The organism is Kitasatospora sp. NPDC088134 (assembly GCF_044741705.1).
GTDB lineage: Bacteria > Actinomycetota > Actinomycetes > Streptomycetales > Streptomycetaceae > Kitasatospora.
The window spans coordinates 29,999-53,547 of sequence record NZ_JBIUTD010000032.1; the positions used below are offsets into that span (position 1 = coordinate 29,999).

24 protein-coding genes, 1 tRNA gene and 2 pseudogenes are annotated in these 23,549 nt (G+C 73.8%); 15 read left to right on the forward strand and 12 right to left on the reverse strand.

All coding sequences use genetic code 11. The annotated features are described in order from the left end of the window. The 3 genes from ACIOHG_RS33100 to ACIOHG_RS33110 all read right to left on the reverse strand — a co-directional run bounded on the left by ACIOHG_RS33100 (position 1) and on the right by ACIOHG_RS33110 (position 2,752). The gene (locus ACIOHG_RS33100; protein WP_400956127.1) at positions 1–816 is read right to left on the reverse strand and encodes a hypothetical protein; all 816 of its coding nucleotides are present in this window, start codon (positions 814–816) and stop codon (positions 1–3) included. 37 nt (positions 817–853) lie between these two features. After that, entirely contained in the window at positions 854–2,005 is a 1,152-nt protein-coding gene (locus tag ACIOHG_RS33105) for a hypothetical protein (RefSeq protein ID WP_400956129.1), read from the reverse strand. A gap of 90 nt (positions 2,006–2,095) precedes the next feature. Continuing rightward, positions 2,096–2,752, reverse strand: coding sequence for a cupin domain-containing protein (locus ACIOHG_RS33110; protein ID WP_400956131.1), 657 nt, complete (start codon positions 2,750–2,752; stop codon positions 2,096–2,098). 144 nt (positions 2,753–2,896) lie between these two features. On the opposite strand from ACIOHG_RS33110, the gene ACIOHG_RS33115 reads away from it, so the two are divergent. Further along, positions 2,897–3,154, forward strand: coding sequence for a hypothetical protein (locus ACIOHG_RS33115; protein ID WP_400956133.1), 258 nt, complete (start codon positions 2,897–2,899; stop codon positions 3,152–3,154). 22 nt (positions 3,155–3,176) lie between these two features. On the opposite strand, the gene ACIOHG_RS33120 is transcribed toward ACIOHG_RS33115, so the two are convergent. The 3 genes from ACIOHG_RS33120 to ACIOHG_RS33130 form a co-directional block, all read right to left on the reverse strand. Next, positions 3,177–4,574, reverse strand: a complete 1,398-nt coding sequence (locus tag ACIOHG_RS33120; protein WP_400956135.1) for an NADP-dependent succinic semialdehyde dehydrogenase — start codon at positions 4,572–4,574, stop codon at positions 3,177–3,179. Between the two features lie 69 nt (positions 4,575–4,643). Beyond that, positions 4,644–4,714 (reverse strand) — tRNA-Cys (locus ACIOHG_RS33125). Between the two features lie 127 nt (positions 4,715–4,841). Continuing rightward, a complete protein-coding gene (locus ACIOHG_RS33130) occupies positions 4,842–5,510 on the reverse strand; it encodes a GNAT family N-acetyltransferase (protein WP_400956136.1) in 669 nt (222 codons plus the stop codon). 134 nt (positions 5,511–5,644) lie between these two features. On the opposite strand from ACIOHG_RS33130, the gene ACIOHG_RS33135 reads away from it, so the two are divergent. Then, the gene (locus ACIOHG_RS33135) at positions 5,645–6,094 is read left to right on the forward strand and encodes a helix-turn-helix transcriptional regulator (protein ID WP_400956211.1); all 450 of its coding nucleotides are present in this window, start codon (positions 5,645–5,647) and stop codon (positions 6,092–6,094) included. A gap of 10 nt (positions 6,095–6,104) precedes the next feature. Continuing rightward, complete coding sequence (locus ACIOHG_RS33140; protein WP_400956138.1) at positions 6,105–6,518, forward strand: VOC family protein; 414 nt, start codon at positions 6,105–6,107, stop codon at positions 6,516–6,518. Positions 6,519–6,634: 116 nt separating this feature from the next. On the opposite strand, the gene sph is transcribed toward ACIOHG_RS33140, so the two are convergent. Continuing rightward, on the reverse strand, positions 6,635–7,612 hold the full coding sequence (gene sph / locus ACIOHG_RS33145; protein WP_400956140.1) for a sphingomyelin phosphodiesterase: 978 nt from the start codon (positions 7,610–7,612) through the stop codon (positions 6,635–6,637). Between the two features lie 200 nt (positions 7,613–7,812). Here sph and ACIOHG_RS33150 point away from each other — a divergent pair, with 200 nt between their 5' ends. The 8 genes and pseudogenes from ACIOHG_RS33150 (at position 7,813) to ACIOHG_RS33185 (ending at position 14,922) form a co-directional block, all read left to right on the forward strand. After that, on the forward strand, positions 7,813–8,550 hold the full coding sequence (locus ACIOHG_RS33150; protein ID WP_400956143.1) for a Clp protease N-terminal domain-containing protein: 738 nt from the start codon (positions 7,813–7,815) through the stop codon (positions 8,548–8,550). A gap of 187 nt (positions 8,551–8,737) precedes the next feature. Continuing rightward, positions 8,738–9,193, forward strand: coding sequence for a GNAT family N-acetyltransferase (locus tag ACIOHG_RS33155; protein WP_400956144.1), 456 nt, complete (start codon positions 8,738–8,740; stop codon positions 9,191–9,193). A gap of 8 nt (positions 9,194–9,201) precedes the next feature. Next, positions 9,202–9,351: pseudogene (locus ACIOHG_RS33160) on the forward strand (N-acetyltransferase); the annotation flags it as partial. A 204-nt stretch (positions 9,352–9,555) separates the two neighbouring features. Then, entirely contained in the window at positions 9,556–10,764 is a 1,209-nt protein-coding gene (locus ACIOHG_RS33165) for an XRE family transcriptional regulator (protein WP_400956146.1), read from the forward strand. A gap of 374 nt (positions 10,765–11,138) precedes the next feature. Continuing rightward, positions 11,139–11,879, forward strand: coding sequence for a hypothetical protein (locus tag ACIOHG_RS33170; protein WP_400956148.1), 741 nt, complete (start codon positions 11,139–11,141; stop codon positions 11,877–11,879). 2 nt (positions 11,880–11,881) lie between these two features. Next, complete coding sequence (locus ACIOHG_RS33175; RefSeq protein ID WP_400956150.1) at positions 11,882–12,838, forward strand: hypothetical protein; 957 nt, start codon at positions 11,882–11,884, stop codon at positions 12,836–12,838. Continuing rightward, a complete protein-coding gene (locus ACIOHG_RS33180; protein ID WP_400956152.1) occupies positions 12,835–13,878 on the forward strand; it encodes a serine hydrolase domain-containing protein in 1,044 nt (347 codons plus the stop codon). The genes ACIOHG_RS33175 and ACIOHG_RS33180 overlap by 4 nt, the downstream gene beginning before the upstream one ends. 9 nt (positions 13,879–13,887) lie before the next feature. After that, a complete protein-coding gene (locus ACIOHG_RS33185) occupies positions 13,888–14,922 on the forward strand; it encodes a UDP-N-acetylmuramate dehydrogenase (protein ID WP_400956154.1) in 1,035 nt (344 codons plus the stop codon). 166 nt (positions 14,923–15,088) lie between these two features. On the opposite strand, the gene ACIOHG_RS33190 is transcribed toward ACIOHG_RS33185, so the two are convergent. After that, positions 15,089–16,078, reverse strand: coding sequence for a DUF4238 domain-containing protein (locus tag ACIOHG_RS33190; protein ID WP_400956156.1), 990 nt, complete (start codon positions 16,076–16,078; stop codon positions 15,089–15,091). A gap of 230 nt (positions 16,079–16,308) precedes the next feature. On the opposite strand from ACIOHG_RS33190, the pseudogene ACIOHG_RS33195 reads away from it, so the two are divergent. Then, a pseudogene (locus ACIOHG_RS33195) lies at positions 16,309–16,458 on the forward strand (N-acetyltransferase); the annotation flags it as partial. A 326-nt stretch (positions 16,459–16,784) separates the two neighbouring features. On the opposite strand, the gene ACIOHG_RS33200 reads toward ACIOHG_RS33195, so the two are convergent. Continuing rightward, positions 16,785–18,011 (reverse strand): FAD-dependent monooxygenase, encoded by a 1,227-nt coding sequence (locus tag ACIOHG_RS33200; protein WP_400956158.1) that lies wholly within the window; start codon positions 18,009–18,011, stop codon positions 16,785–16,787. 154 nt (positions 18,012–18,165) lie between these two features. Between ACIOHG_RS33200 and ACIOHG_RS33205 the strand changes: the two genes are divergently transcribed. Beyond that, on the forward strand, positions 18,166–18,729 hold the full coding sequence (locus tag ACIOHG_RS33205; protein ID WP_400956160.1) for a TetR/AcrR family transcriptional regulator: 564 nt from the start codon (positions 18,166–18,168) through the stop codon (positions 18,727–18,729). A 13-nt stretch (positions 18,730–18,742) separates the two neighbouring features. Here ACIOHG_RS33205 and ACIOHG_RS33210 read toward each other — a convergent pair whose 3' ends face one another. Continuing rightward, positions 18,743–19,948, reverse strand: coding sequence for a hypothetical protein (locus ACIOHG_RS33210; protein WP_400956161.1), 1,206 nt, complete (start codon positions 19,946–19,948; stop codon positions 18,743–18,745). Between the two features lie 335 nt (positions 19,949–20,283). Here ACIOHG_RS33210 and ACIOHG_RS33215 point away from each other — a divergent pair, with 335 nt between their 5' ends. Next, positions 20,284–21,015, forward strand: coding sequence for a class I SAM-dependent methyltransferase (locus ACIOHG_RS33215; RefSeq protein ID WP_400956163.1), 732 nt, complete (start codon positions 20,284–20,286; stop codon positions 21,013–21,015). Beyond that, positions 21,012–21,326: a YkvA family protein gene (locus ACIOHG_RS33220; RefSeq protein ID WP_400956165.1), complete on the forward strand. Its 315-nt coding sequence runs from the start codon at positions 21,012–21,014 to the stop codon at positions 21,324–21,326. The genes ACIOHG_RS33215 and ACIOHG_RS33220 overlap by 4 nt, the downstream gene beginning before the upstream one ends. Before the next feature lie 69 nt (positions 21,327–21,395). Here the strand turns inward: ACIOHG_RS33220 and ACIOHG_RS33225 are convergent, their stop codons facing one another. After that, on the reverse strand, positions 21,396–22,292 hold the full coding sequence (locus ACIOHG_RS33225; RefSeq protein ID WP_400956167.1) for a hypothetical protein: 897 nt from the start codon (positions 22,290–22,292) through the stop codon (positions 21,396–21,398). Positions 22,293–22,395: 103 nt separating this feature from the next. Further along, entirely contained in the window at positions 22,396–23,373 is a 978-nt protein-coding gene (locus ACIOHG_RS33230) for a helix-turn-helix transcriptional regulator (protein WP_400956168.1), read from the reverse strand. Positions 23,374–23,549 lie beyond the last annotated feature (176 nt).

Here is a 23,549-nt window from a genome sequence, read left to right on the forward strand (position 1 = left end):
TCAGGGCGTCGGCCAGGTCAGGAAGCCGGTGTCGCGGGCCCGGGTGGGCGCGGCCGGACGGGCGGGCGGGGCGAAGCCGCCGCCGCGCAGGGTGCGCAGCACGGTGCGCAGCAGGCGGGCCGGGCGGACGGCGGCGAGTTCGGCGACCCGCCCGCCGGCCAGCCAGTCCCGTTCGGCGGCGGGCAGTTCGGCGGGCAGCGTGCCGGCCGCCGGGCGGGGGCGGCCGCCGTGGGCGGCCAGGTGCAGGGCGGCGGCGTGCCGGGGGAGCAGGCCCGCGGTGCGGACCAGCAGCCCGGGGCCGGCGTGCTCGCGGACCCGCCGGAACAGCTCCAGCCCGGCGGGGGAGGCGTCGTGCAGCACGTGCACCACCGCTCCCTCGGCGCGCCCCAGCGCGGCCAGCAGCCGGGGCTCCAGCGGCAGTCGCTCCGGGGTGACGATCGGGCAGGCGCCCTCCAGGTGTAGCCGGTTGGCGAGCAGCATCCCGGCGACGCCCGGGTCCTGGCAGACCAGCAGCCGGGGGAAGGCGTAGTCGTACAGGTCGCCCTCCGGGCCCGGCCGGTGCGGGCGCGGCGCCACCTGGTCCGGCAGCACCGGGAGTTGGGGGTGCCGGACGAGCGCGGCGGCGAACCGTCCGGCGGACAGCACCGGCCGGGTGGTGTAGCGCAGCCGGTGCGGCCCGCGGTGCAGCGGCAGCAGCACCCGGTCGGTCTCCCAGTACAACTGCCGTGCGGTGAAGGCAAGTTGTCCGGGCCGGGCGCAGCGCTCGTGGGCCTGCCGGAGCGCGCGGTCGACCAGGCGGTCGGCTATCGACGGCATCCGGTCCCCCTCGTACGGGCGGTCGGGGCAGGGGGGTTCACCGGCCGCCGCCCTCGGTGGGCCGAACGGCCGGAGCACCGGTCGAGCCGCGGGGCGCGGGGACGGCGGCCGGCCAGGTCAGGAAGCCGATCCGCTCGGCCCGCCGCCGGGTGTCGGCCGGCGACTCCTCCGGGGCGGGGACGGGGGAGGGCGCGCTGACGGCCCGCTCCACCGCCCGCTCGACCAGGGCCATCAGCTTCGCGGGCGGCAGCGCGATCAGCGGGGAGGCCCAGTTGCCGAGCAGCCAGTCGCGGTCCTCCGGCTCCAGCCGCTGCCAGGCGGCCGTGGCGGCCAGCTCGGGCGGCACGGCCACCGTCCCGGCGCCGCCGACGGCGTGCAGCCGGACCGCCTTCGCGGGCACCCGGACGGCCTTCGGCAGCAGCCCGCAGTCGACCACCCGGCGGCCCGGCAGCGCGGAGCGGACGGCCACCGACCGGGCGAGGGCGGTCAGCGACAGGTCGCGGACCAGCACCACGGGCAGGTCGGCCGGGACCAGGGCGAGCTGCTCGACCAGCCGCACGCCGTGCCGGGCCTCGAAGTCGTTGGCGCGCAGGAATGCCGCCACGGACGGGAGTTCGCACAGCACCGCGGCGCGGGCCTTCACCATCGGCGCGCCGGGCAGCGCGGGCACGTGCTCCACCAGCCCGTCCGGCAGTGCGTGGTAGACCACCCGCCAGCGGCCGATCACCCGCTGCTCGAAGGCGGACAGCGAGGTGGCGAGGTTCATCGGGGCGGGTGGGAGCGGCGTCTTCCGGCGGAGGAACTGCCGGGCCGCCAGCAGGGCGAGGACCAGGGCCGGCACGGCGAACACGACCGACAGCCCGGAGCCGACGGCGGCGGCGACCACCGCCAGCACCACCGCCAGCACCGCGGCCGGGACCGCCCGGCCGACCGCCCTGCCGACCGAACCGGCGGTCTCCTGCCCGGTCGGGAAGCGGTACAGGCGGCGCTCGTTGATCCAGTACAGCTGCTCGACGGTGATCCGCAGGCCGCCGCCGGTGGCCTTCTCCACCAGCTGGCGGAACTTGGTGTCGTGCAGCCGCCCGGGCTCCGCCTTCGGGTCCAGGGCGAACACCTTGCGGCACCGGTCGCAGACGTGGTTGAGGCGTTCCCGCTGCCGCCGGTCGACGTGGCAGTGCGGACAGATCATCGGTCGTCCTCCCTGGTCATCGCTTCCCCTGCCGGTCCGCGCTGCGGGCGGCCGCTCTCCCCTGCCGGTCCGCGCCAAGGGCGGCCGCTCTCACCGGGCGTCCTCCAGCGCGGCGGCGATCCGGTGCAGCCGGGCCGCCAGCCGCTCCCGGACGGTGACGGTACCGGGACGCTGACGCGCCGTCACTTCCCGCAGCGCGGCGGCGAGTTCGGCCTCGCCGCGCTCCTCGGCGACGTCCGCGGTGATCGCGTAGTCCTCGTGGTCGATGCCGTAGCCGGTGTTGGCCGCCAGGATCGCCAGCCGGTCGCCGCCCCGGTTGCCGAAGGAGTGCGGCATCAGCTCCGGTATCCGGATCAGCGTGCCCGGCGCCAGCTCGACGTCCACCACCCGCCGTCGGCGCGCGTCGTACAGCCCGCAGGAGGCGGGGCCGAGCGCCAGCACCAGGTGCTCGCCGCCGTGCGCGTGCGGGGTGAAGGCGCTGTGCGGGGCGACCAGGCCGAGCTTGTAGGTGGCATTGGACGGCCGCTCCGGCGAGGTCCGGGCGTCGCCGATGAAGTAGTGCGCCCACTGCTGGTCGTCGATGAAGCGCAGCAGGCCGCTGTCCGGGTCGTGCGGGCCGAGTTCGCGGGCGCCCGCGCGGTCCGCGCGCAGCACTCGGCCGTCCGGGCGCAGCCGGTACAGCTCGGCCCCGTCCGGCAGTGCGGACGCCTGCCGCTCCAGCCCGCGCAGCCCTCCGCGCCTCACCACCCGTGCCCCCTCGTCCCCTCGTCCCCGCTCGGTGTTCCCGTGCTCGGTGTCCTCGTCCTCCTCGGCGTGATGCTACCCGGGCTGCCGGGCCCGCTGACCAGCGGGATACTCGAACGGACGCTGAATTCTGCGGAGGTGAGAGCGATGCCCGCTACCGCTGCCGGCCCGTCGCGGCCCAACCCGGTCCAGGAGCTGACCGCCTGGGCGACGGCCAGGCACAACTCCTCGCTGGTGTTCCTGCTGGCGCTGTCGCTGGGCCTCGGCCTGGTCGCCCCGCAGACCGACCAGCTCTGGCTGCTGATCGTGTTCTCGGTGGTGTGGGGAGTGACCCTGTTCGCGTTCGCCGCCCAGTTCTGGGGACGCCGCGAACAGGGTCACGCGCGCGGCCGCCACGCCGCCTGAACCGCCGCCCGGGCTCCGGGCGTCAGGCCCCGGACCAGACGGTGGTGATGTTGCAGAACTCCCGGATGCCGTGCCCGGACAGCTCCCGCCCGTAGCCGGAGCGCCGGACGCCGCCGAACGGGAACGCCGGGTGCGAGGCCGTCATGCCGTTGAAGAACACGCCGCCCGCGCGCAGGTCGCGCACGCAGCGCTCGCGCTCGGCCTCGTCCCGGGTCCAGACGTTCGAGCTCAGGCCGAACGGCGAGTCGTTGGCGACGGCGACGGCCTCGTCCAGGTCGGCGACCCGGTAGACGGTGGCGACCGGGCCGAACGCCTCCTCCTGGTGCAGCCGCATCCGCCGGGTGATCCCGGTCAGCACCGTCGGCAGGTAGTACCAGCCGTCGGCCAGCGCCGGGTCGTCCGGGCGGGCGCCGCCGCACTCCACCGCGGCGCCGAGCCGGACCGCGTCGGCGACCAGCTCCTCCAGGTCGGCGCGGCCCTGCGCGGTGGCCAGCGGCCCGACCTCGGTGTCCTCCCGCGCCGGGTCGCCGACCGTCAGCGCCCGCATCCGCGCGGTGAACCCGGCCAGGAACTCCTCGTACACGTCCGTGTGCACGATGAAGCGCTTCGCGGCGATGCAGGACTGCCCGTTGTTCTGCACCCGGGCCGTCACCGCCCGCTCCACCGCGGCCGGCACGTCCGCCGAGGGCAGCACCAGGAACGGGTCGCTGCCGCCCAGCTCCAGCACGGTCTTCTTCACCTCGTCGCCGGCGACCGCCGCGACCGCGCGGCCCGCGCCCTCGCTGCCGGTCAGCGTCACCGCGACCACCCGCTCGTCCCGGACCACCGCCTCGACCGCGCGCGAGCCGATCAGCAGGGTCTGGAAGCAGCCCTGCGGGAACCCGGCCCGGGTGAACAGCTCCTCCAGCGCGAGCGCCGTCCGCGGCACGTTCGAGGCGTGCTTCAGCAGGCCCACGTTGCCCGCCATCAGGGCCGGCGCGGCGAACCGCACCACCTGCCAGAACGGGAAGTTCCACGGCATCACCGCCAGCACCGGGCCCAGCGGGCGGTACCGGACGTACGCCGAGACGCCGCCGGAGTCCGCCACGTCCGCGGCCGCCGGGTGCTCGTCCGCGAGCAGTGCCTCGGCCCGGTCCGCGTACCAGTGCATCGCCTTCACGCACTTCGCGGCCTCGGCCCGGGCCTGCGCCAGCGGCTTGCCCATCTCCAGCGTCATCGTCCGGGCCACCTGCTCGTTCTCCTGCTCCAGCAGGTCCGCGGCCCGGTGCATCAGCTCGGCGCGCTGCGCGAAGGTGGTCAGCCGCCAGGACTCGAACGCGGACTGCGCGCGGGCCAACCGGCGCTCCACGGCCGCCTCGTCCAGCGGATCGAAGACCTCGACGGTACGGCCGTCGGCCGGATTGACGGTGGCGATGGCCATCAGGGCCACTCCCTCCTCGGACGCCGCCCGGCCCGTCCGGGCGGGAGCGGTCGTGCGAGGGCAGCGAGGAGGTGGAGACAGGAATCGAACCCATGTACACGGCCCTGCAAGCCGTTGCCTCGCCTCTCGGCCACTCCACCCGGCTCCCTCGCGTGCCTCAAAAACTAGCAGCGCGACGCCCGCGACACGGGACGCGACGTGCCCGGCCAACGGGTGAATTGCCCGGTACGACAACCGCATCGGCGGTGGCCGGCGCGCGGCACCCGGCTACTGACGGCGGGTCAGCCGCCACACCACCTCCTCGCCGGTCTCGGCCGGCGCGAGCACCTCGGCGGGGCGGCGCAGGTGCTCGGTGAAGCCCAGCCGGGCCGGGACGGCGCCACTGGCCAGGTTGGCCGGGTCGTGCACGATGTCGACGTGCTCGACGCCGGGCAGCCGGAAGGCCACCGCCACCAGCGCCCGGACGGCCCGGGTGGCCACGCCCCGCCCGGTCGCGGCCGGGTGCAGCCAGTACCCGATCTCCCGTCCCGCCGCAGCCCCGCCGGTGTCCGCGTCGGCGCCCGCGTCCTCGTCGGCGTCCTCGCCGTCGCCGGCGCCCGCGTGCTCGCCCTCGCTGTTGCTGGCGCCGTCGTCGGAGTCCTCGGGGCGGAACAGGTCGCAGGCGCCGACGATCGCCCCGTCCAGCACGATCGCGTAGCTGAACGCCGCGCCGCTCGCCCAGCGCTCGTCCCGGCCCGCCAGGAACTCGGCGGTCAGGGCCGGACAGTGTTCGGCCACCCACGGCATCCACGGGCGCAGGTGCTCCAGCGACTCCTCGACCACCCGGAGCAGCTCCGGGAGGTCCGCCTCGCCGGCGAAGCGGCGCAGTGCCAGGCCGGGCAGGCCGTCGTCGCCCAGGTCGATCAGGTGCGGGGGTGTCTGCGCGGGAGCGTCCATGCCCGGATGATCGTGTGCGTCCGCTCCGTCGGGCAAGCGGATATCCGCGCGGCGGGAACCCGGTGGGAGGCGGCCGCTACGCTGGCGGGGTGCAGATCGAGGACCTGAAGCGGCTTCGCCGGGCCCGGGACACCATGGACCGCGACTACGCCGAACCGCTGGACGTCGCCGCGCTGGCGAAGGTCGCGCTGATGTCGGTGGGGCACTTCCAGCGCAGCTTCCGCGCCGCCTACGGGGAGACGCCCTACAGCTATCTGATGACCCGCCGGATCGAGCGGGCCAAGGTGCTGCTGCGGCGCGGCGACCTGTCGGTCACCGAGGTGTGCATGGCGGTCGGCTGTACCTCGCTGGGCTCGTTCAGCACCCGGTTCACCGAGCTGGTCGGCGAGAGCCCCAGCGCCTACCGGGCCCGGGACCACAGCGCCGCCGAGCACATCACCGCCTGCGTGGCGATGTACCTGACCCGTCCGATCCGCGGCACCGGCACCGGCCGCCCCGCCGAATCCGGGGAGCCCGGGGAGCCCGGGGAGCCCGCCGCGCGGTCGATCAGGAACGGAGAAGCGCCGGGCGCCGCCGGTCAGTAGCGTCGGGGGCATGGACATCACGCTCTCGCAGTGCTTCATCTCCGTCGACGACCACGACGCCGCGCTCGGCTTCTACCGGGACGCGCTCGGGCTGGAGGTGCGCAACGACGTCGCCTTCGAGGGGATGCGCTGGGTCACCCTCGGCTCCCCGACCCAGCCCGAGGTCGAGGTCGTGCTCGAACCCCCGGTCGCCGACCCCGGTGCCACCGACGCCGACCGCCGGGCCGCCGCCGAACTGCTCGCCAAGGGCCTGCTGCGCGCCGTCAACTTCCGCACCCCCGACTGCGACGCGACCTTCGAGCGGATCCGCGCCACCGGCGCCGACGTGCTCCAGGAGCCGATGGACCAGCCGTACGGGGTGCGCGACTGCGCGTTCCGCGACCCGGCGGGCAACATGGTCCGCTTCGCCCAGCCCCGCAAGTAGCCCGCCGGTCGCCCGCCGGCCGTTCACCGGTCGGTCGGACGCGTGCGCGGGGCGCCGTTCGGAAAACGCTTTCCGGCCGGCGCCCCGCGCGTTTTGCCGCGCTCCTCGGCCGGTGCTCAGCCGGCGATCAGCGGGTAGTGGTCCGACAGGTCGGAGTAGGTGTACGAGGTGCCCCAGCTACTGACCGTCCACGGCGCGCTGTGGAAGCGGTGCACGGTGTTGGTGTACTGCTGCGGGCGGGCGTGGTCGGCGCGGTACAGCACGTAGTCCAGGTCCTCCTTCGGCTCGCCCGGGTAGCGGTAGGCGGCGATCGAGTTGTCGACCGTGTCGAAGGAGTTGGCCCAGCCGTCGCGGGTGGTGGCCGGGGCGAGGTTGCCGTTGCTCAGCAGGGCCGGGTACTCGCCGCCGTGCGAGTCGATGTTCAGGTCGCCGGCCAGCACGATCGGCTCGTTCGCCGGGATCTGCTTGGCGTCCAGGAAGCCCTTCATCGCCTGCAGCTGCTTGGCCCGGACGTCGGCGGCCTGGCCGCTCGCGCAGCCCGAGTCGGTGGACTGCAGGTGGGTGCCGACCACGTGGGTGCGCTGCCCGTTCACGTTGAGCTGCGCGTACACGAAGCCCTTGTTGGACCACCAGTCGGAGCCGCAGGCGTCCTTGAAGACGTACTGCTCCTTGCGCAGGATCGGCCACTTGGAGAGCAGCACCACGCCGCCGTCCTCCGGGGTGCTGCTGCTGTAGCTGCCCGAGGTGGCGTCCCAGCCGCTGGTCGACCGGCCGACCACGGGGGTGTGGTACGGGTACACGCCCGCGGCCTTCGCCACCAGCGCGTCGGAGGTCGAGTTGTCGAAGGCCTCCTCCAGCACCACCACGTCGTGGCCCTGGAAGAAGTCGGCACCGGCGATCGCCTGCGCCCGGTAGGACTGGCCCCAGTTCGGGTACAGCGAGGTGCTCATCAGGAAGGTGTTGTAGGTGAGCACGTTCAGCGGGGCGACGGTGACGGGCGCGCTCTCGGCCTGCGCGAAGGCCTGAGGCGTCGTCAACAGGGCTGCGGCGGCGGTGAGTACGGCGGCGGTGCGGGCGGCGCGGCTGGTGGGCATGGTGGCTCCGAGGGTGGCCGGGACGAGATGTTGTGCAGTCAACTCGGGCCTGCGTGACGGGGACAAGACAGCGGACGGCGACTCGGTGAACTCGACCGAAACACCCGCTACCCGTGAGTAGGGGATGGCCGGATCGAGCGGTGGCGAGGGGGTGTCAACCGATGGTTGACAGTGCTGGACTGTCAACCTAGGGTTGCCTCATGGCTGACACCACGGGAAAGAACCCCTCCATCCGGCTCGACGACCTGATCGAGGGCATCAAGAAGTCCTACCCCGAAGCGCTGGACCAGCTCTCCAGCGCCGTCCTGGTCGCCGACCACCTCGGCGACGTCGCCGACCACCTGATCGGCCACTTCGTCGACCAGGCCCGCCGCTCCGGCGCGTCCTGGACCGACATCGGCCGCAGCATGGGCGTCACCCGGCAGGCCGCCCAGAAGCGCTTCGTCCCCAAGGACCCGGGCGAGGTCGGCGAGATCGACACCGCCCAGGGCTTCAACCGCTTCACCCCGCGCGCCCGCAACGTCGTGCTGGCCGCGCACCAGGCCGCCAAGGACGCCCGCAACGACGAGGTCCGCCCCGAGCACCTCGTCCTCGGGCTGCTCGCCGAACCCGAGGGCCTGGCCGCCGCGTTCATCACCGCACAGGGCGTCACCGCCGACGCCGTCCGGGCGGCCGCGCTCGCCGCCCTCCCGCCCGCCGTCGACGAAGTCCCCGACCTCGTCCCCTACGACGCCGGCTCCAAGAAGGCCCTCGAACTCACCATGCGCGAGGCCCTCCGCCTCGGCCACAACTACGTCGGCACCGAACACCTCCTGCTCGCCCTCCTCGAACACGAGGCCGGCACCGGCGTCCTCACCTCCCTCGGCCTCGACAAGGCCACCACCGAGGCCGCCCTCACCGAAACCCTCGCCCGGCTCGCCCCGCCCGCCGACGCCTGACCCGCCTGCCGAGGCCTGACCCGCCCGGCGCGCCCGGGCGCAGGTCGGCGGCGGTCCGGCGGCCGGTGGCAAAACCCGGTTGACGGTGGGTCGTTGCGGCCGGTTCGCTGCTGCCGTGACAGAACTGCGCGCCGACACACCGGCCGGACCCCCGCCCGCCCCTGCTTCTACAGCTGCCGCAGGGGAGTTGCGGATCGAGCGGCCGGTCGACGAGGAGATGCTCGCCGACTGGCAGTACATCCACAACGTGATCGTCCCGACCGACCCGCTCTCGCCCGCCGAGGTCCGGGAGCGGGCCGAGCGGTACCACCTGGAGGTGGCGTACCTGGGGGCGCTGGCCATCGGCTGCTCGACGGTGCGGCCGCCCGACGAGGAGTCCGACGGGGCCGCCACCGTCATCGCCCGGGTGCTGCCGGGCCACCGCGAGCAGGGCTACGGCACCCGGCTGTGGCTGCGCGGGCTGGACCGGGCCCGGGCCTGGGGCGTGGACGCGGTGCAGACCGTGGTGCTGGAGAGCAACGTCGACGGGCTGGAGTACGCGCTGCGCCGCGGCTTCACCGAGACCGAGCGCTACCTGCTGGACGGCGCCACCGTCCCCTACATCACGCTGCGCCGCGAGCTCGGGGCGGAGCCGCAGGAGTGACCGCAGGAGTGACCCGCCGGCTTGAAGTACCGGTGCTGGAAGGAAGGTTGGTGCGCCTGGAGCCGCTGGAGCGGCGGCACGAGGCGGGCTTGGTGGCGGCGGCCGAGGAGCAGCGGGACAGCTACGGCTTCACCTGGGTGCCGCGCGCCGCCGAGGTCGCCTCGGTCGGCGCCCGCTCTTCTGGTACTCGCTCCCGCGAAGCTCGGTACGGTAGCGGCCTGTAGCTGGTCGAACACGATCCGCGGGGGTCTGCGGTGGGGGACAACGGCAGGACGTTCGGGGCGTTCATCTCGCTCAGGCGGTCGACGCTGGGGTGGACCCAGCTGCGACTGGCTGCCGAGGTCGGTCGCAGTGAGGACTGGATGTCCCTGGTCGAGCGGGACATGCAGCAGGTCAAGGACCTGACACTCCTCCAGCGCTTCGCCGACGTCCTGGAGGTCGGCCTCGCCGAGCTGATCGCCTTGCCGCAACCGGCTGCTGACCGACCGAGATCACGCCCGCGGAAGCCCACCTCGGCTACGCTGACGAGCACTTCCGCTGCTGAGGAGGACGATGTGCGACGCCGCCCGTTCATGGCCCTGGCGGCTGCCGCCCTGTTCGCTCCGGCCGTGGGGGAACCGGCCGCGCACGCCGAGGCGACGACGTCGCTGGGCGGGCTGGAGGACCTTCTCCTGTACGGGACGGACCGGGTGCCGGCTCCCCGGCGCGAGCCCACCCCGGAAGCTGTCGCAGCCTCCCTGGTGGCGTCCCGCCGGGAGTTCAAGGCAGCTCGGTACGACGCCCTCGCCGAAGCCCTGCCCGGTCGGATCGCGGCTGCGCAGTTGCTCGGCACGTCCGAAGAACGCGGCCGCAACGTGGCCCAGCTCTACAACGTCGCCGTCCGACTGTGCATCAAGGCCGGCGACAACAACCTGGTGGCCATCACTGCCGACCGGGCGCTGACCTCCGCCCGGGCCGGAGGGGATCCGCTGGTCGTCGCCGAGGCACAGCGCATGGTGTCCAGCGCTTGGCGGCGCCAGGGGAGCCTGGCGCGGGCGACCGACATCGTGGTGGTCGCGGCCGAGGAACTCCTCGCCGACACCTCCGTGCCGGAGGCTTCCCGCCTCGCCGCCCGCGGTGACCTCTACGCCACTGCCGCCTACACCGCTGCGAAGAGCGGAGACCGCTCCTACGCGCACGCCCTGATCCGGGAAGCCGTCGACAGTGCCGCTGCCTCGGGCCGGATCTCCGGACTGGTCGAGGGCGCACAGGGCGTCGCCCTGCACGAGTTGTCGGTGCACTACGAGCTCGGTGACGCCGGCCGTGCGATCGAGCTGGCCCGCACGATCGATCCCACCTCGCTGCCGACCGCCGAGCGGCAGGCCCGATTCTTCATCGACGTGGCCCGCGCGTTCGACCAGTGGGGCAAGCCCGAGCAGTGCTTCAAGGCCCTGATGGCCGCTGAGGAGGCCGCCCCGCAGGAGGTCCGCCGCGGCGCCGTCCGCGACCTCGCCTCCGGGTTGCTGCGGCACGACCGCAAGCTGCCGGGTGTCCGGGACTTCGCCGCCCGCGCAGGCGTGCAGATCATCTGACCCGTAGCCGGGCTACGACCCGTAATCCGGCTACGGATCCGGCCTTCAGCCGAGCAGTTCACTGGGGAACGTCCACCCCCGCCCCTGCTGCCGGAGGCCCTCCCATGCCAACGCACAGCACTCCCCTGCCTGTTGTGAGTCCCCGGCACGCCGCTCCGCCCGGCCGTGACCGGCTCAGTGCCTTCCTGACGGCTTCTTGGGCCGCTCTGCACCTGCCCGTCATCGTCCCGCTCGGCCTCTCGGCACACCACCAGGCCGAGGCCGGTTTCCCGGTGGTCGCGACCGCCCCCGACCTGCCCGTCACATAGGCCCCACGGGTCGTCGCGACGACCCCGCGCCCTCTGCCGCTCGCCCGTCCGAGAGGAGAACCAGCCATGCACCGGCTGCCCGAAGCGCCCACGATCAACGCCTCGCTGGCGCGCGTCGACCACCGCACCACCCCCGAGTACTACATCGACACCGAGCAGGTCACCGATCCCGTGATCCTGCAGCTGTTGAGCTGCTGCCCGACCGTCTTCGGTCTCAAGAAGGCCGTCTCCGACCTGCTGGCCGGGCGCCTGGACATCGCTCTGCCCGAGCCCGTCGGAGTCATCGAGCCCGGCGCCGTCGTCCGCGGCCGGGTGATCGTGGCGGCTGGAGCCGTCATCGCGGAAGGCGCGTTCGTCACCGGCCCGGTACTGGTCTGTCCCGGCGCGGTGGTCGAGGCCGGCGCCCGGGTCCGGGACAACACGGTCATCGGCCCCGGCTGCCGGATCGGCTTCGGCGCCGAGGTCACCCGTTCCCTGCTGGCAGGCGGCGTTTTCATGAAGCACACCAGCTTCGTCGGCGACTCCGTGCTCGGCCTCGGCGTCAACATCGGCGCGTTCGTCTCCACCACGGGCCTGCGGGTCACCTCCGGGCCGGTCACCGAACCAGCCACCGAGGAGGTCTGCGCGCACCTCGACGGCCACCGGATCGCCACCGGACAGACGAAGTTCGGCGCGGTGATCGGCGACGGCGTGATCGTTCCCGCCGGCACCGTCCTCCAGCCCGCCACCCTGATCGGCGCGCACACCCTGCTCTATCCGAAGACCCAGGTCGGGGGCTTCTTCCCCGCCGGAAGCCAAGGAAGGTGACTGTGCCCACCACCGACACCACCACGCTCGACGAGCGGGCCGTGCGGATCACCGGCGGTCAGCGCCTGGTCGGCACTGCCACCGTGCAGGGCAGCAAGAACACCGCCCTCCACCTGTACGCCGCCACGATCCTCGCCGACGACCCGCTGACCCTGATCGGCGCCCCGGAGATCCTGGACACCGGGGTGGTCGTCGGCATCCTGCACCGCACCGGCACCCGTGCGACGGTGACCGGGGACGAGTTCGCCACCCGCCCGGCCGACTCCTACTTCCCGGTCATCCCGGACGACCTCGGACGACGCATCCGCACCACCGCCGTGATGGCCGGCGCCCTCCTGGCCCGCTCCGGCAAGGTCACCTTCCCGACTCCCGGCGGCGATGCCTTCTGCACCCGCCACATCGACCGGCACCTCGCGGCGATGGAGGCAGCCGGGGCGGACGTCGAATTGACCGGCTTCCCCACCGCCGCGTTCCCCGACGGGCTGGTGTCCGTGTTCGCCGACGCCGGCATCCGGCTCGACGCGGTGGACGGCGGGACCACCGTCAGCGTCCCGGCCGGACCGCGCGCGGTCCAGATGGCCACGGGACCGCATCCCGGATTCCCGACGGACGTACAGCCGCAGCTGACCGCCTTCCTGACCCAGGCCGAGGGCACCTCCCGGATCGACGAGCGAATCTACCCGCAGCGCGACACCCACCTGCCTGCCCTCGCCGCATTCGGTGCCGCCGTCAACGCGAGCGGCCCGGTGATCACCGCCCGGGGACGGTCGGCGCTGACGGCCGCCGACGTGGCCGGGGCAGACATCCGCGCGGCGACCGCGCTCGTGATCGCCGCCCTGGCGGCCGAGGGCAGTTCTACGATCCGAGGGATGTATCACCTGCGGCGCGGATACGGCAGCCTCCTGCCGAAGTTGGCCGCGCTCGGTGCCGACCTGACGATCGACCAGGAGCAGCCATGACCACCACCGCACCTTGGACCCCGAACGCGCTGGCCGACCTTCGAGAATGCCTGGACCTGATGACCGCCGACGGCACCGTACCCGGCGGCATCATCGCCCACGGCACCTTCGACACCGCACCCGGATACCTGGCATCCGGCATCGTCGCCCCCGAGTGCGGCGACGCCCGGCCCGGGCCGGACACGGTGTACGACGTGGCCTCGCTGACCAAGGTCCTGGCCACTTGGCCGCTGGTCGGCACCTCCCTCATGGACGGCTTCACCCTGGACACCCCGATCCGTGAACTGCTGATCGGCATTCCGGAGGAGGCGCCCGGCGGCCGGGTAACGGTTCGCCAGGTCCTGGCCCACACCTCCGGCCTGCGGGCCGACACCCGCCTCGACCAGTACCGCAACCGCACCGAGCTGCTTGCCGAACTGATCTGCGGCGAGGACCTGATCGCCGAACCCGGAGCCGGACACCGCTACATCAACCGCGGTTTCATCCTCCTCGGCCTGGCCCTGGCCCACTACCGCTGCCAGCGCCTGGACGAGCTGGCGGCCGAGCTCTGGCAGCATCTCGACATGACCAGCACGGCCTACGGACCGGTACCCCGCTCCGCTCAGGTCGCTCCGACCGAGCAGCGGTTGATCGGCGGGCCCCGGCTGTGGGGGATGCCGCACGACGACAACGCCGCCCTGCTCGGTGGAGTCGCCGGCCACGCCGGGGTGTTCACCACCCCGGCCGACCTCGCCACCTTCGCCACCCACCTGCTGACCTCGCACGCCACCGGCGGGCCCCTGGGCCGCTGGCTCGCCCACAGCATGCAGCCGCAGGCCGAGATCGAGGCGGGCCTCGACCGCGGCCTGGCCTGGATCCTCGCCGACGAGGGCCGGATCGCCTACCACCACGGCTTCACCGGGACCAGCCTCTACCTCGCCCCGGCCACCGGCCGCTACCTGGCCGTCTGCACCAACGCCGTCTACCACCACCAGGACAACCGCACCCGCCTCGCCCCGCTGCGGGCCCTCGCCCTGAAGGCGATCACCGACGAACCCTAGGAGGCCCCCGTGGACCACCCCACGCTCGCGTCCATGACCACCCTCCGGCTCGGCGGCCCCGTCACCAACGCCCTGCGGGTCTCCGACCCCGACGACTGGGCCGAGTCGGTCCGCACGATCGCTGCCCGCCGGGAAGGCGCTCCGCTCACGCTCGGCCACGGCAGCAACGTGATCGCCTCCGACGCCGGACACGAGGGCACCGTGCTCGTGATGAACACCCGGGGCATCACCGCCAAGCGGCTGGACAACACCACGGTGGCCGTGACCGTCCATGCCGGGCACCCGCTCGCCGACCTCACCAGTTGGGCCGCCACCAAGCACCTCGCGGGGATCGAATGCCTGGCCGGCATACCCGGCACCGTCGGCGCGGCCCCCGTCCAGAATGCCGGAGCCTACGGCCAGCAGATCTCCGACGCCCTCGACCACCTTACGGCCCGGGACTGGGACATGGGCCGCCTACGGACCCTGCCCGCCCAGGCCTGCCGCCTCCGTCACCGCGACAGCCGGTTCAAGAACGCCCCCGGCCGCTGGACCATCCTCACCGTGACGTTCCACCTCACCCGCTCGCCCGCTGCCCCCATCACCTACCGGCCGCTCGCCGACGAACTCGGCGTTGGCCTGGGCACCCGCCCGCCGGTGGCCGAGGTGACCACCGCCGTGCTCGCCAACCGCCACCGCCGAGGACTCCTCCTCGACCCCCACGGTCCCGACGCCCGCCAGGCCGGATCGGTCTTCCTCAACCCATCCGTCACCGCTGGGCAAGCCGCCCGTTGGTCAGCCTCGGGCTGCCCGGTCCACACCGACAGCGACGGACAGTTGCGGGCCAGCGCCGGCTGGCTGCTGGAACACGTCGGCTACCGCCCCGGCAGCAAGATCGCCGACGGCGTGCACTGCTCGGAGCGTCGGACCCTCACCCTCACCGCTCGCGACGGAGTGACCTCCGCGGGTTTCACCCGAGCACTCGCCGAACTCTCGGCGAAGGTCGAGACCACTACTGGAATCACGCTCCGACCTGAGCCGGTACTGGTCGGCGCTCGATCATGAGATTTGGCACCTGGCCCAGTGCCGTGGGCTTTAGTAGCCGCTGGACTGGATCTGAGCGACTCGGATTGGTTCACCTGTCGCGGCAAGCCGTCCTCCGTTTGGGACTCCACAGTGGCAGCCCACCACGAAGGATCATGGTCAGAATTGATATAGCAGGCTGACCTGTTCAGTCGCCGCTACTCCGACCACCGCAGTCAAGGTAGTTCCGGACGAAACCATCCAGCGCACTGTGTGGGCGAAGGTAGACATGGCGCCGTGCTGCCTCGATCTGGAGGTGGTTGAGGTCCTTGACAGTTGCTGCAGTAGCAGCAACGAACCCGTTGCGAGGCGTCCTCCCCACAAGCAGATGCCTGGGGCCGAAGGGCAGCACGACACCGGTGGAGTCGCCTAGAGCCATTCCGTAGGTGCGTATGCCGCCGTCCTGACAAACGGTCAGTGCCGGGATGTCTCCGAGAAGAAATTCCCCCTCCTCAGGTACAAGGATCTCCAGCCCCGTACTCCCGATGATTTCCTTCGCCTTGCCGAAAGCCTCCTCGATCCGCACGCGGAAGTCTGCCCCCGACGCGAAGTTTTCGACTTGGGGACGCAGCAGTTCGTCCGCTGCGGCAGCCAGGCCCGCCGGCCCAGGAAGGTGCAGCCGATAGCGCTGAAGCACTGCAGCCCGCAGAAGGCCGGACTTGTGGGTGAGCAGCGCGGTCCTGTGCTCTGTATAGACCTCGTTGAAGATCTGCTGGTGCACTGCACGAAAGTGCAGGGAGCGCACCCAGTGCAGGGCTATGAGGTCCTTCAAGACCCGCACGTACTGCTCAGACTGAAAAACATCACCTCGATCCACGGCTTTCGCCGCTTCGGGAACTTGCGTTTCCAGCCGTCCCCGGACCTCCTCCAGGGACGCAGAGGCAAAAGGCGCGAAGTTGTTCATCCTGCCGCACGCACCGACACCCCTGACCTTGTGCAGCCGTGCAGGGTGCCTCAGATCAAATGGCAGCACCTGGTACCCCGCGCTGCCAATCGGAGCGGCGAAACGCCTGAGCAGCACCCTGGAGATCACGTGCTGCCCGACGACTCGACGATCGGCTTGCGGTCGGAGCTCTGCGATCCGCGCGTCCATGCGCTGCGCTTCCGACAGCCACCGCCTCGGTGGTCCCTGGTCCATCCTGTAAGTCTGGCAAACACCGGTGACATCGTGGCCGCTGAACGATGGCTGCTCAGGACGAACCCCGGAAGGTGCCCCTTCGCAGTGACGAGGAGGCGCCGAAGCCCGAATGGCTGGTCTCGGTTCTGGTCTCATTCAGCCCCGTCCGGGCAGGTTCAGCCGCCGTCCGACGGTTCGTTCCTCCGCAGGTCAGGACAGGCGTGAACTCCGGCAGACAGTGCTGAGGAGAATTCGAGGGCGTGCTGCGCAACTGGTCGCGCTCCTGGGTGCCCGGTGAGGACGGCCGGCTGCGGGACTCCGCGATGTTCTCGATCACCGACGAGGAGTGGCCGCAGGCCGAGGCCGCCCTCCTGGAGCGGGTCGCCCGCTACGGCGCGTAGCGGACGTTTCGTTCCTGATGGCCCGTCACTTCTGGTGCGGGGGCGGCGGGTTGGCCGGTCCGGGCGGCGGCGGGGGAGCGCCGCCCATCCCGGTCGGGTTGCCGGACGGGGCTTTCTGCGGTGCCAAGCTGATCCTCCTCGACGCGGGTGCTCGACGCGGGTGGCGGCGGCGCCACCGGCCGGTGCGGTCACCGATGGGGTTCCCGCCCCGCGCCCGCTCCACGCCCGCCGCCCCGCCGCCGCCCCGTGTTCGAGCGGAGGGGCGGCGGTGTTCGGTCCGGCGGGAGTCCGGCCCTGCGGGAGTCCGGCCCTGCGGGAGTCCGGCCCTACGGGAGGGGCAACGGGAGCAGGGGCGGGGTCCAGGCGTGGTGGCGCAGGATCGCCCGCATCGCCGCGCCCGCCGGGGTGAGCCGCATCGCGGCGTTGCGGGCCGCCACCGCGACGGGGTTGCGCAGGCCCTGCCCCATCCGGCCCGCCCGGCGGGCCGCCAGCGCGACGGCCCGGGTGCGCGGCCGCCGGGCCGCGTCGTAGGCGGCGAGCGCGGCGGGCAGATCGGTGGTGCCGGTGCCGGTGCCGGTGCCGGTGCCGGTGGTGCCGGTGTCGGTGGTGCTGGTGGCGTCGGCGAGCGCGGCTGCCAGGGTGACGGCGTCCTCCAGGGCCTGGCAGGCGCCCTGGCCCAGGTTCGGGGTCATCGCGTGCGCGGCGTCCCCGAGCAGAACGGCCCGGCCGACGGTGAACGAGGGCAGCGGGGTGCGCAGTTCGCGGACGTCGTGGTGCAGCACCGCCGCCGGCGCGGTCGCGGCCAGCAGTTCCGGCACCGGGTGGTGCCAGCCGCCGAACCGGCGGCGCAGCTCGGCCAGCGGATCGGCGAACCGGGTCCCCGGCGGCAGGGCGAACACGGCGTGCCACTCGGCCCGGCCGTCCGGCAGTCGGATGTGCCCGAACTCCGCCCCGCCGCCCCAGGTCAGCTCGAAGTCCTCGGCCAGCTCCAGGGGTTCGGCCGTGACGGCGCGCAGGACGGCGGCCCCGGTCGGCTCCGCGCCCGGCCGCCCCGGCAGCAGCAGGCCGCGCAGCCGACTGCCCACCCCGTCCGCGACCACCAGCAGATCGGCCTCCCGGACGCCGTCGGAGCAGGTCAACCGCACCCGTCCGGACGGGTCCTGAACGGGCGTCAGCGCCTCGACCCCGATCCGCAGCGCGTCGGCGGGCAGCGCCGAGCGCAGCAGCCGGTGCAGCTCGGCCCGGGTGATCCCGACGATCGGACTGCCCACCGCCCGCTCCAGCGCCGCCCCGTCCATCCGGGCCAGCCAGGCCCCGCCCGGCGTGCGCGTCCCGCCCCGGTACTGCCCCCGGGACGCGGCGCGGACGGCCGCGCCCACGCCGAGACCGTCCAGCGCCCGCAGCCCGTTGGCCGCCAGCGAGATCGCCGCGCCCGCGTCGTCCGGCACCGCCGAACGCTCCAGCACCGTCACCGACCAGCCGATCCGGCGCAGCCCGAGGGCCGCCGCCAGACCGCCGATCCCGCCGCCGACCACCACCGCCGTACCGCGCATCGCCCGCCTCCTCTTCTACACCTGTAGAAGAAATGGTAGCCGACCCGATCCGCCGCTGCCGGGGCACCCCCGCGCAGAGAGTGGTGCGGCGGCCGCTGCCGGGGCACCCCCGCGCGGAGACCGGTGCGGTGCAGAAAGCGGTGTAGAAAGAGGGGTGGCCACCGACCGACGCACCCTGCTCGCCGACGCCGCCCTCGGCGTCCTCGCCGACCTGGGCGTCCGCGGCCTCACCCACCGCGCCGTCGACCGCGCCGCCGCGCTGCCCGACGGCACCACCTCCGCCTACTTCCGCACCCGGGCCGCGCTGCTGACCGCCCTGGTCCGCCGGCTGGTCGACCTGGACCAGGCCGAACTGCAGTCCACCGCGCAGGAGTTCCCGCCGCCCCGGACTGCCGCGGAACTCGCCGACGGCTTCGCCCTGCTGGCCCGGCAGCGGCTCGCCGGCGAAGGGCGCCGCCGCTCACTGGCCCGCTGCGCCTGCGTAGTGGAGAGCGTCCGCGACCCGGAACTGCGCGAGATCCTCGCCCCGCACGAGAACGCCGGTCGAACGGCCGTCCGGGACTTCCTCGCCCGGCACGGCACCCCCGACCCGGAGGGCCGCACCCTCACCCTGCTCGCCTGCTTCGACGGCCTGGTCCTGGACGCCCTGGTCCGCGGCGACCGGGACGTCCCGCGCGAAGCACTGGAACTCCTGGTCGCCGCGGCCCTGCGACGCTAGCGGTTCTGCGGCGTCAGGCTCGGGCGCCCGTCCGGCCGGCCCACTGGTGGGCGGTGCCCTGGTGGAGGGCTGCGTAGACGCGGTCGCGCAGGGTGTTGGCGTCCGCGTCGGTCAGGGTGCAGTGGAGGTCGCGCAGGACCAGCTTGACCAGCAGGTTGTGCTGGTCCGGGCGGGCGCCGAGGCGGGTCAGGGCCTGCGGGGGCAGCAGATGGCAGGGGGTGGCGGAGAGGACTTCCACCGTCTCCACGGCGTCCGCGTCCGCGCCCAGGGCGTCGCGGACCCGGTCACCCAGGTCCTCCGCGAGATCCGTGCCGTCGGAGCCGTCTTCGGCGCCGTCCACCGGATCGACGGCGATCGACAGGTCGCGGCGGACGGCGGGTTGCGCCGACACCGGCCGGTACGGGGCCAGGTCGGTGAGCTGCGCCGCCACCGCGGGGTCGGTGGAGCGCAGCAGGCGGATGTCCGGTACGCCCTTGAGCAGCATCAGCATCCGGTCCAGGCCCATGCCGAGCGCCAGTCCGCTCCACTCGGGGCCCAGGCCGGCGGCCGCCAGCACCTCCGGGTGGGCGAGTCCGCACTCGGCGACCTCCACCCACTCCCCGTCCGCCTCGACGTCCAGCTGGCGCCCCGCCAGGGTGTACGGGTGGACCCGCGCCTCGGTCCGGTACGCCCGGCCCGGCAGCAGGGCCCCCGCCAGGACGCCGATCATCGCGGTCAGGTCGTCCGGGCCGGCCGGGGTCGGACGCCGGGTCAGGTACCAGAGGTCGAGCTGGTGCGGGGTGCCGGTGTGCAGCCGGTCGATGCTGTCGCGCCGGTACACCAGGCCGGGGCAGACCAGCAGCACCGACTCCGGTCCGCCCCCCGGGTGTTCGGCGGCAAGGGTGCGCAGCGCGCCCGGGACGAGGGCGCTGGAGTGGCTGCGCAGCATCCGGCGGGCGTCCACGTAGCGGGTGTAGCGGGTGTCCCGAGTGACGTCGTCGGCACGGTAGTTGAGGTGGTCGTAGTTGTCGGCGACGGTGACGACGCGCTCGCCGCGGTGCACTCGCGCCGGGCAGGCCCAGTGGCGGGTGAGCGCGTCGACGGCGCCGTCCAGGACGAGTTGCAGCGCGTGCGGCCCGGCCGCCGGGTCGGTCAGGTCGCGGACCGCCAGGTCGGCGGCCAACTGCTCGGCGGAGAGCGGGCGGACGGTGTGCACGGCAGCGGATGCGGCAGGGTTCACGGGCAGGGACATGGTGACGGCCTCCGGGCCTCGGCGGGGGAGAGAAGGGGGAGTGCACACCCCCCGGCCCCTGGGCACGATCCGCCGCCCGGGACCGACCCGCTCAGCCCGACTGCGTCATCGGCGTGGCGAAACCCGACCCCTGCGGCACCCATCGGGAGCCGGGGGGCCACTAAATCGGCGAGAGATCGCTACGACGGCCACGGGCAGAGTCTAGCCACCCGGCCGCCCCCGACCGCAAGCGCTTTCCCCGCCGCGCCCGCCCGGTAGGCTCGACGCTCCTTCGACAGGTCAGGGCGGCGCAGGGCAGTGCAGGACGGGAGGCGCGGACGGTGGTGGCGGATGTGAGGGCAGGCGGCGGGGCCGGTGGGGTCGGCGGGGCGTACGACGGGGTGGCCGAGCTGTACGCCACCCTGTTCCGGGGCGAACTCGGCGGCCGCGAGGACGAGTTGGCGCTGATCCGGCGGCTGGTGGCGGCCCCGGCGGTGGCCGGGCGGGGCCTGCCGGTGGGCGACCTCGGTTGCGGGCCGGGCGAGGCGACGGCCCTGCTGTCCGGGCTCGGCATCCGCGCCTTCGGGCTCGACCTCTCCGCCGGCATGCTGGCGCAGGCCCGACTGGCGCACTCCAGCGGGGCGTTCGTCCGCGGCACGCTGGCCGCCCTGCCGCTCGCCGACGGCAGCCTCGGCGCGATCCTCGCCCGCTACTCGCTGATCCACCTGACGCCACATCAACTACCGGCCGTGCTGGCAGAGTTGCGGCGCGTGCTGGCCCCGGGCGGGCTGCTGCTCACCGGCTTCTTCGCCACCGACACCGACAGCGGCGACCCGCTCCCCTTCGACCACAAGGTCACCACCGCCCACCGCTGGCCCGTCGACACCCTCGCTGCCCGCTTCCACGACGCCGGCCTCACCGAACTCGCCCGCACCACCCGCGCCCCCGGCCCGAACGAACGCTTCCGCCAGGCCACCCTCCTCCTCGGAGACCCCGCTGGGGAGCACACTTCGGCCGAAGCGGGGCAGAAGAGGCCCGAGGAGGACCGGATGGCGGCGGGAGAGGCGGACGGATGAGCGACGGAACGAGTGTGCTGCTGTGGAGCGTCGGCGCGGTACTGGTCGCCGCCACGCTGGCGGCGGCGGTCGTCCTGGTGGTCAAACTGGTGCGGACCAAGCGGCTGCTGTCCGACACGGGCATCCCGATGTCGAAGAAGGTGCTGTTCTGGGGCGCGATCGTCTACCTGATCTCCCCGGTGGACCTGCTGCCCGACCCGATCCTGATCGACGATCTCGGCGTCCTGCTGCTGGCCCTGCGTTCCCTCAACAAGGCCGTCCCCCGGGGGATCTCCCGCGCGTCCCAACAGGAGTCGGACCCCCGACCGTGACCCGGCCGGGCCGGCGCCCCGGGGCGGGACGGCCGCCGCATTCCGCCGCTCCGGCCGGGAACGGGCCGGTCAGAGCGACCAGCCGCGCGGGCGCATGGTCGTGGCCAGGCCCAGGGCGCGGCGGACCTCGGCGTCCGGGTCCATGGCGGCGTGCTCGTCGGCGCGGGCGGCATCGGCGGCCCGGCGGATCTCCAAGAAGCTGCGGCCTGGGTCGAGGGCGGCGGCCGCGCGCCAGTGGGCGAGGGCGGAACGGTGGGAGGCGAGGACGGCGGCGAGCGGTGCCTCCGCGCCCGGGGGCGGGGCGAGTCGGGCCAGGTCGTCCGTCAACTGCTGTTCGGCGTCGGCCATCCAGGCCGTCCAGTCGCGGATCTCGACCGAGGTGGCGCCCTCGGCCTGGTCGATGTCGAGGGCGGAGACCTCGTCGTAGCGGTCGACGGCCGTGAGATAGGCGCGCTGCGCCTCGGTGGGGGCGGGGGCGTGCGGCCGGGAGGGGCCCGTCACCCGGTCGTTCAGGGCGGTCAGGTAGCAGGTGACGTGCGGGGTACGGCCCGGGTCCGTCGACAGGTGGTAGTCGTAGCCGAGCGAGGGCGGCAGGGACCAGTAGTCCGGTACGTAGGCGGTGACGGCGGGGCTGCAGGCCAGCGCCGCGGCCAGTTCCGCATCGTGGTGCGGCTCCCGCTCGAGGTCGACGGGGAACTGCCCGGTGACCTCGCCGAGGTGCGGGTCCGTGCAGGCCGTGGGCCGCACCGTGTCCAACCGGTCGCTCCGGAGGTCGAAGCAGGCGCCGACCGGCAGCGAGGCCAGCACGACGGTCCGGGGGTACACCAACGCGACCAGCCCGGCCGCGGCCAGGACCAGCACGGAGCCGACCAGCACCCGGCGCCACCACCGCCGGGTCCGGGCCGGTGCTGCGTCTGCGGAGGTGGAGACGGGGCGGACGGGAACGGCGGAGATCGGACGGGACACGGCGGTTCAGCGCTCCGGCGGGAAGGGGGATCCAGGGTGCGCAGACCCTACCGCAGGGCCCGGACGGGTCGGCGGGCCCGGGCGGGCCGGCGGGCGCGGGCGGTCAGTGCACCCAGCCGCGGCGGTGCGCCTGCCAGCCGAGCTGGATCCGGGTGTCGGCGCGGGCCAGCCCCATCAGGCGGCTGATCCGGCGCTGGACGGTGCGCAGGCCGAGGCCGAGCTGCTTGGCGACGGCGTGGTCGGTGGCGCCGGCCAGCAGCAGGGCGAGGACCCGCCGGTCGGTCTCGTCCGGCCCGTCGGCGGGGGAGTCGCCGACGGTCGGCCCGGTGCCGGTGCGGCCCAGCGGGTGGGCCCACTCCCAGGTCTGCTCGAACAGCACGGCCAGGACGGCGACCAGGGCGGGCGCGCGCACCACCAGGGCGACCGGGTCGGTGGCGGCGGAGGGGGCGGTGAGCGGGACGAGCGCCAGCTCCCGGTCGGCGACGATCAGCTTGGTCGGGACGTTCTCCACCACCCGGATCTGCTGCTGCCGGTCCATCGCCTCGAACAGCGGCCGGGCCGCGCCGGGTTCGTCCAGCGCCCGGCGCTCCAGCACCACCCGGTAGGCGACGCCCCGGGCCACCGCCGCGGTCTCCGCGCCGGTCTCGTCGGCGGCCACCACCTGGTGACGGCCCGTCACCAGCGCGAGCAGTTCGCGCTCCGCACCCGCCTGCAACTGGGCCACCCGGTGGCTGATCGCGGCCCGCCCGGCGACCACCTCGACCAGGTCGCGGTGCGCCCGGTCGGCGCCGGTGGTCGCGGTGCGGTACGCCTCGGTCAGCATCGAGGCGGTGAGTTCGGCCTCCCGCAGGGCGTGCCGCTGCCCGGTCAGCAGCGCCTCCAGGGCGACGGCCGGGGGAGCGGCGGTGTAGCGCTGCTCCGCGTCGGGGGCCACCAGCCCGGCGGCCTGCAGGAGTTCGAGCGAGCCGACGGCCAACGGCCCGCAGCGCGCGGCGAGTTCGGCACGGTCGGCCGGTCCGTGGCCGACCAGGTGGGTGTAGAGCCGCTCGGCGTGCTCGTCCAGTCCTATCGCCGCCAGCATCCACGCTCCGTCCGCCGCACCGTATGTGAGAACCGCCGGGCCGACCGCCGACCGCCGTCCGCCGACCCGTCCGCCGACCCGTCCGCTGCCCAAGGGGCCGCCACGCAGCGTCAGTTCGTGCCGGACGCACCCGGTGGCGGGTTGCCGCCGGGCGGTGATCCGCCAGCGCCCATCAT

Excerpts from the sequence above, each read along its gene's own strand:
- ACIOHG_RS33150 (WP_400956143.1), top strand. The coding sequence starts at position 7,813 with ATGGCTGACACCACGGGAAAGAACCCCTCCATCCGGCTCGACGACCTG.
- ACIOHG_RS33170 (WP_400956148.1), top strand. The coding sequence starts at position 11,139 with ATGCACCGGCTGCCCGAAGCGCCCACGATCAACGCCTCGCTGGCGCGC.
- ACIOHG_RS33230 (WP_400956168.1), bottom strand. The coding sequence starts at position 23,373 with ATGCTGGCGGCGATAGGACTGGACGAGCACGCCGAGCGGCTCTACACC.
- ACIOHG_RS33130 (WP_400956136.1), bottom strand. The coding sequence starts at position 5,510 with ATGGACGCTCCCGCGCAGACACCCCCGCACCTGATCGACCTGGGCGAC.
- ACIOHG_RS33105 (WP_400956129.1), bottom strand. The coding sequence starts at position 2,005 with ATGATCTGTCCGCACTGCCACGTCGACCGGCGGCAGCGGGAACGCCTC.
- ACIOHG_RS33165 (WP_400956146.1), top strand. The coding sequence starts at position 9,556 with ATGTCCCTGGTCGAGCGGGACATGCAGCAGGTCAAGGACCTGACACTC.
- ACIOHG_RS33120 (WP_400956135.1), bottom strand. The coding sequence starts at position 4,574 with ATGGCCATCGCCACCGTCAATCCGGCCGACGGCCGTACCGTCGAGGTC.
- ACIOHG_RS33190 (WP_400956156.1), bottom strand. The coding sequence starts at position 16,078 with ATGGACCAGGGACCACCGAGGCGGTGGCTGTCGGAAGCGCAGCGCATG.
- sph (WP_400956140.1), bottom strand. The coding sequence starts at position 7,612 with ATGCCCACCAGCCGCGCCGCCCGCACCGCCGCCGTACTCACCGCCGCC.
- ACIOHG_RS33115 (WP_400956133.1), top strand. The coding sequence starts at position 2,897 with ATGCCCGCTACCGCTGCCGGCCCGTCGCGGCCCAACCCGGTCCAGGAG.
- ACIOHG_RS33180 (WP_400956152.1), top strand. The coding sequence starts at position 12,835 with ATGACCACCACCGCACCTTGGACCCCGAACGCGCTGGCCGACCTTCGA.
- ACIOHG_RS33220 (WP_400956165.1), top strand. The coding sequence starts at position 21,012 with ATGAGCGACGGAACGAGTGTGCTGCTGTGGAGCGTCGGCGCGGTACTG.
- ACIOHG_RS33100 (WP_400956127.1), bottom strand. The coding sequence starts at position 816 with ATGCCGTCGATAGCCGACCGCCTGGTCGACCGCGCGCTCCGGCAGGCC.
- ACIOHG_RS33135 (WP_400956211.1), top strand. The coding sequence starts at position 5,645 with ATGGACCGCGACTACGCCGAACCGCTGGACGTCGCCGCGCTGGCGAAG.
- ACIOHG_RS33200 (WP_400956158.1), bottom strand. The coding sequence starts at position 18,011 with ATGCGCGGTACGGCGGTGGTGGTCGGCGGCGGGATCGGCGGTCTGGCG.
- ACIOHG_RS33140 (WP_400956138.1), top strand. The coding sequence starts at position 6,105 with ATGGACATCACGCTCTCGCAGTGCTTCATCTCCGTCGACGACCACGAC.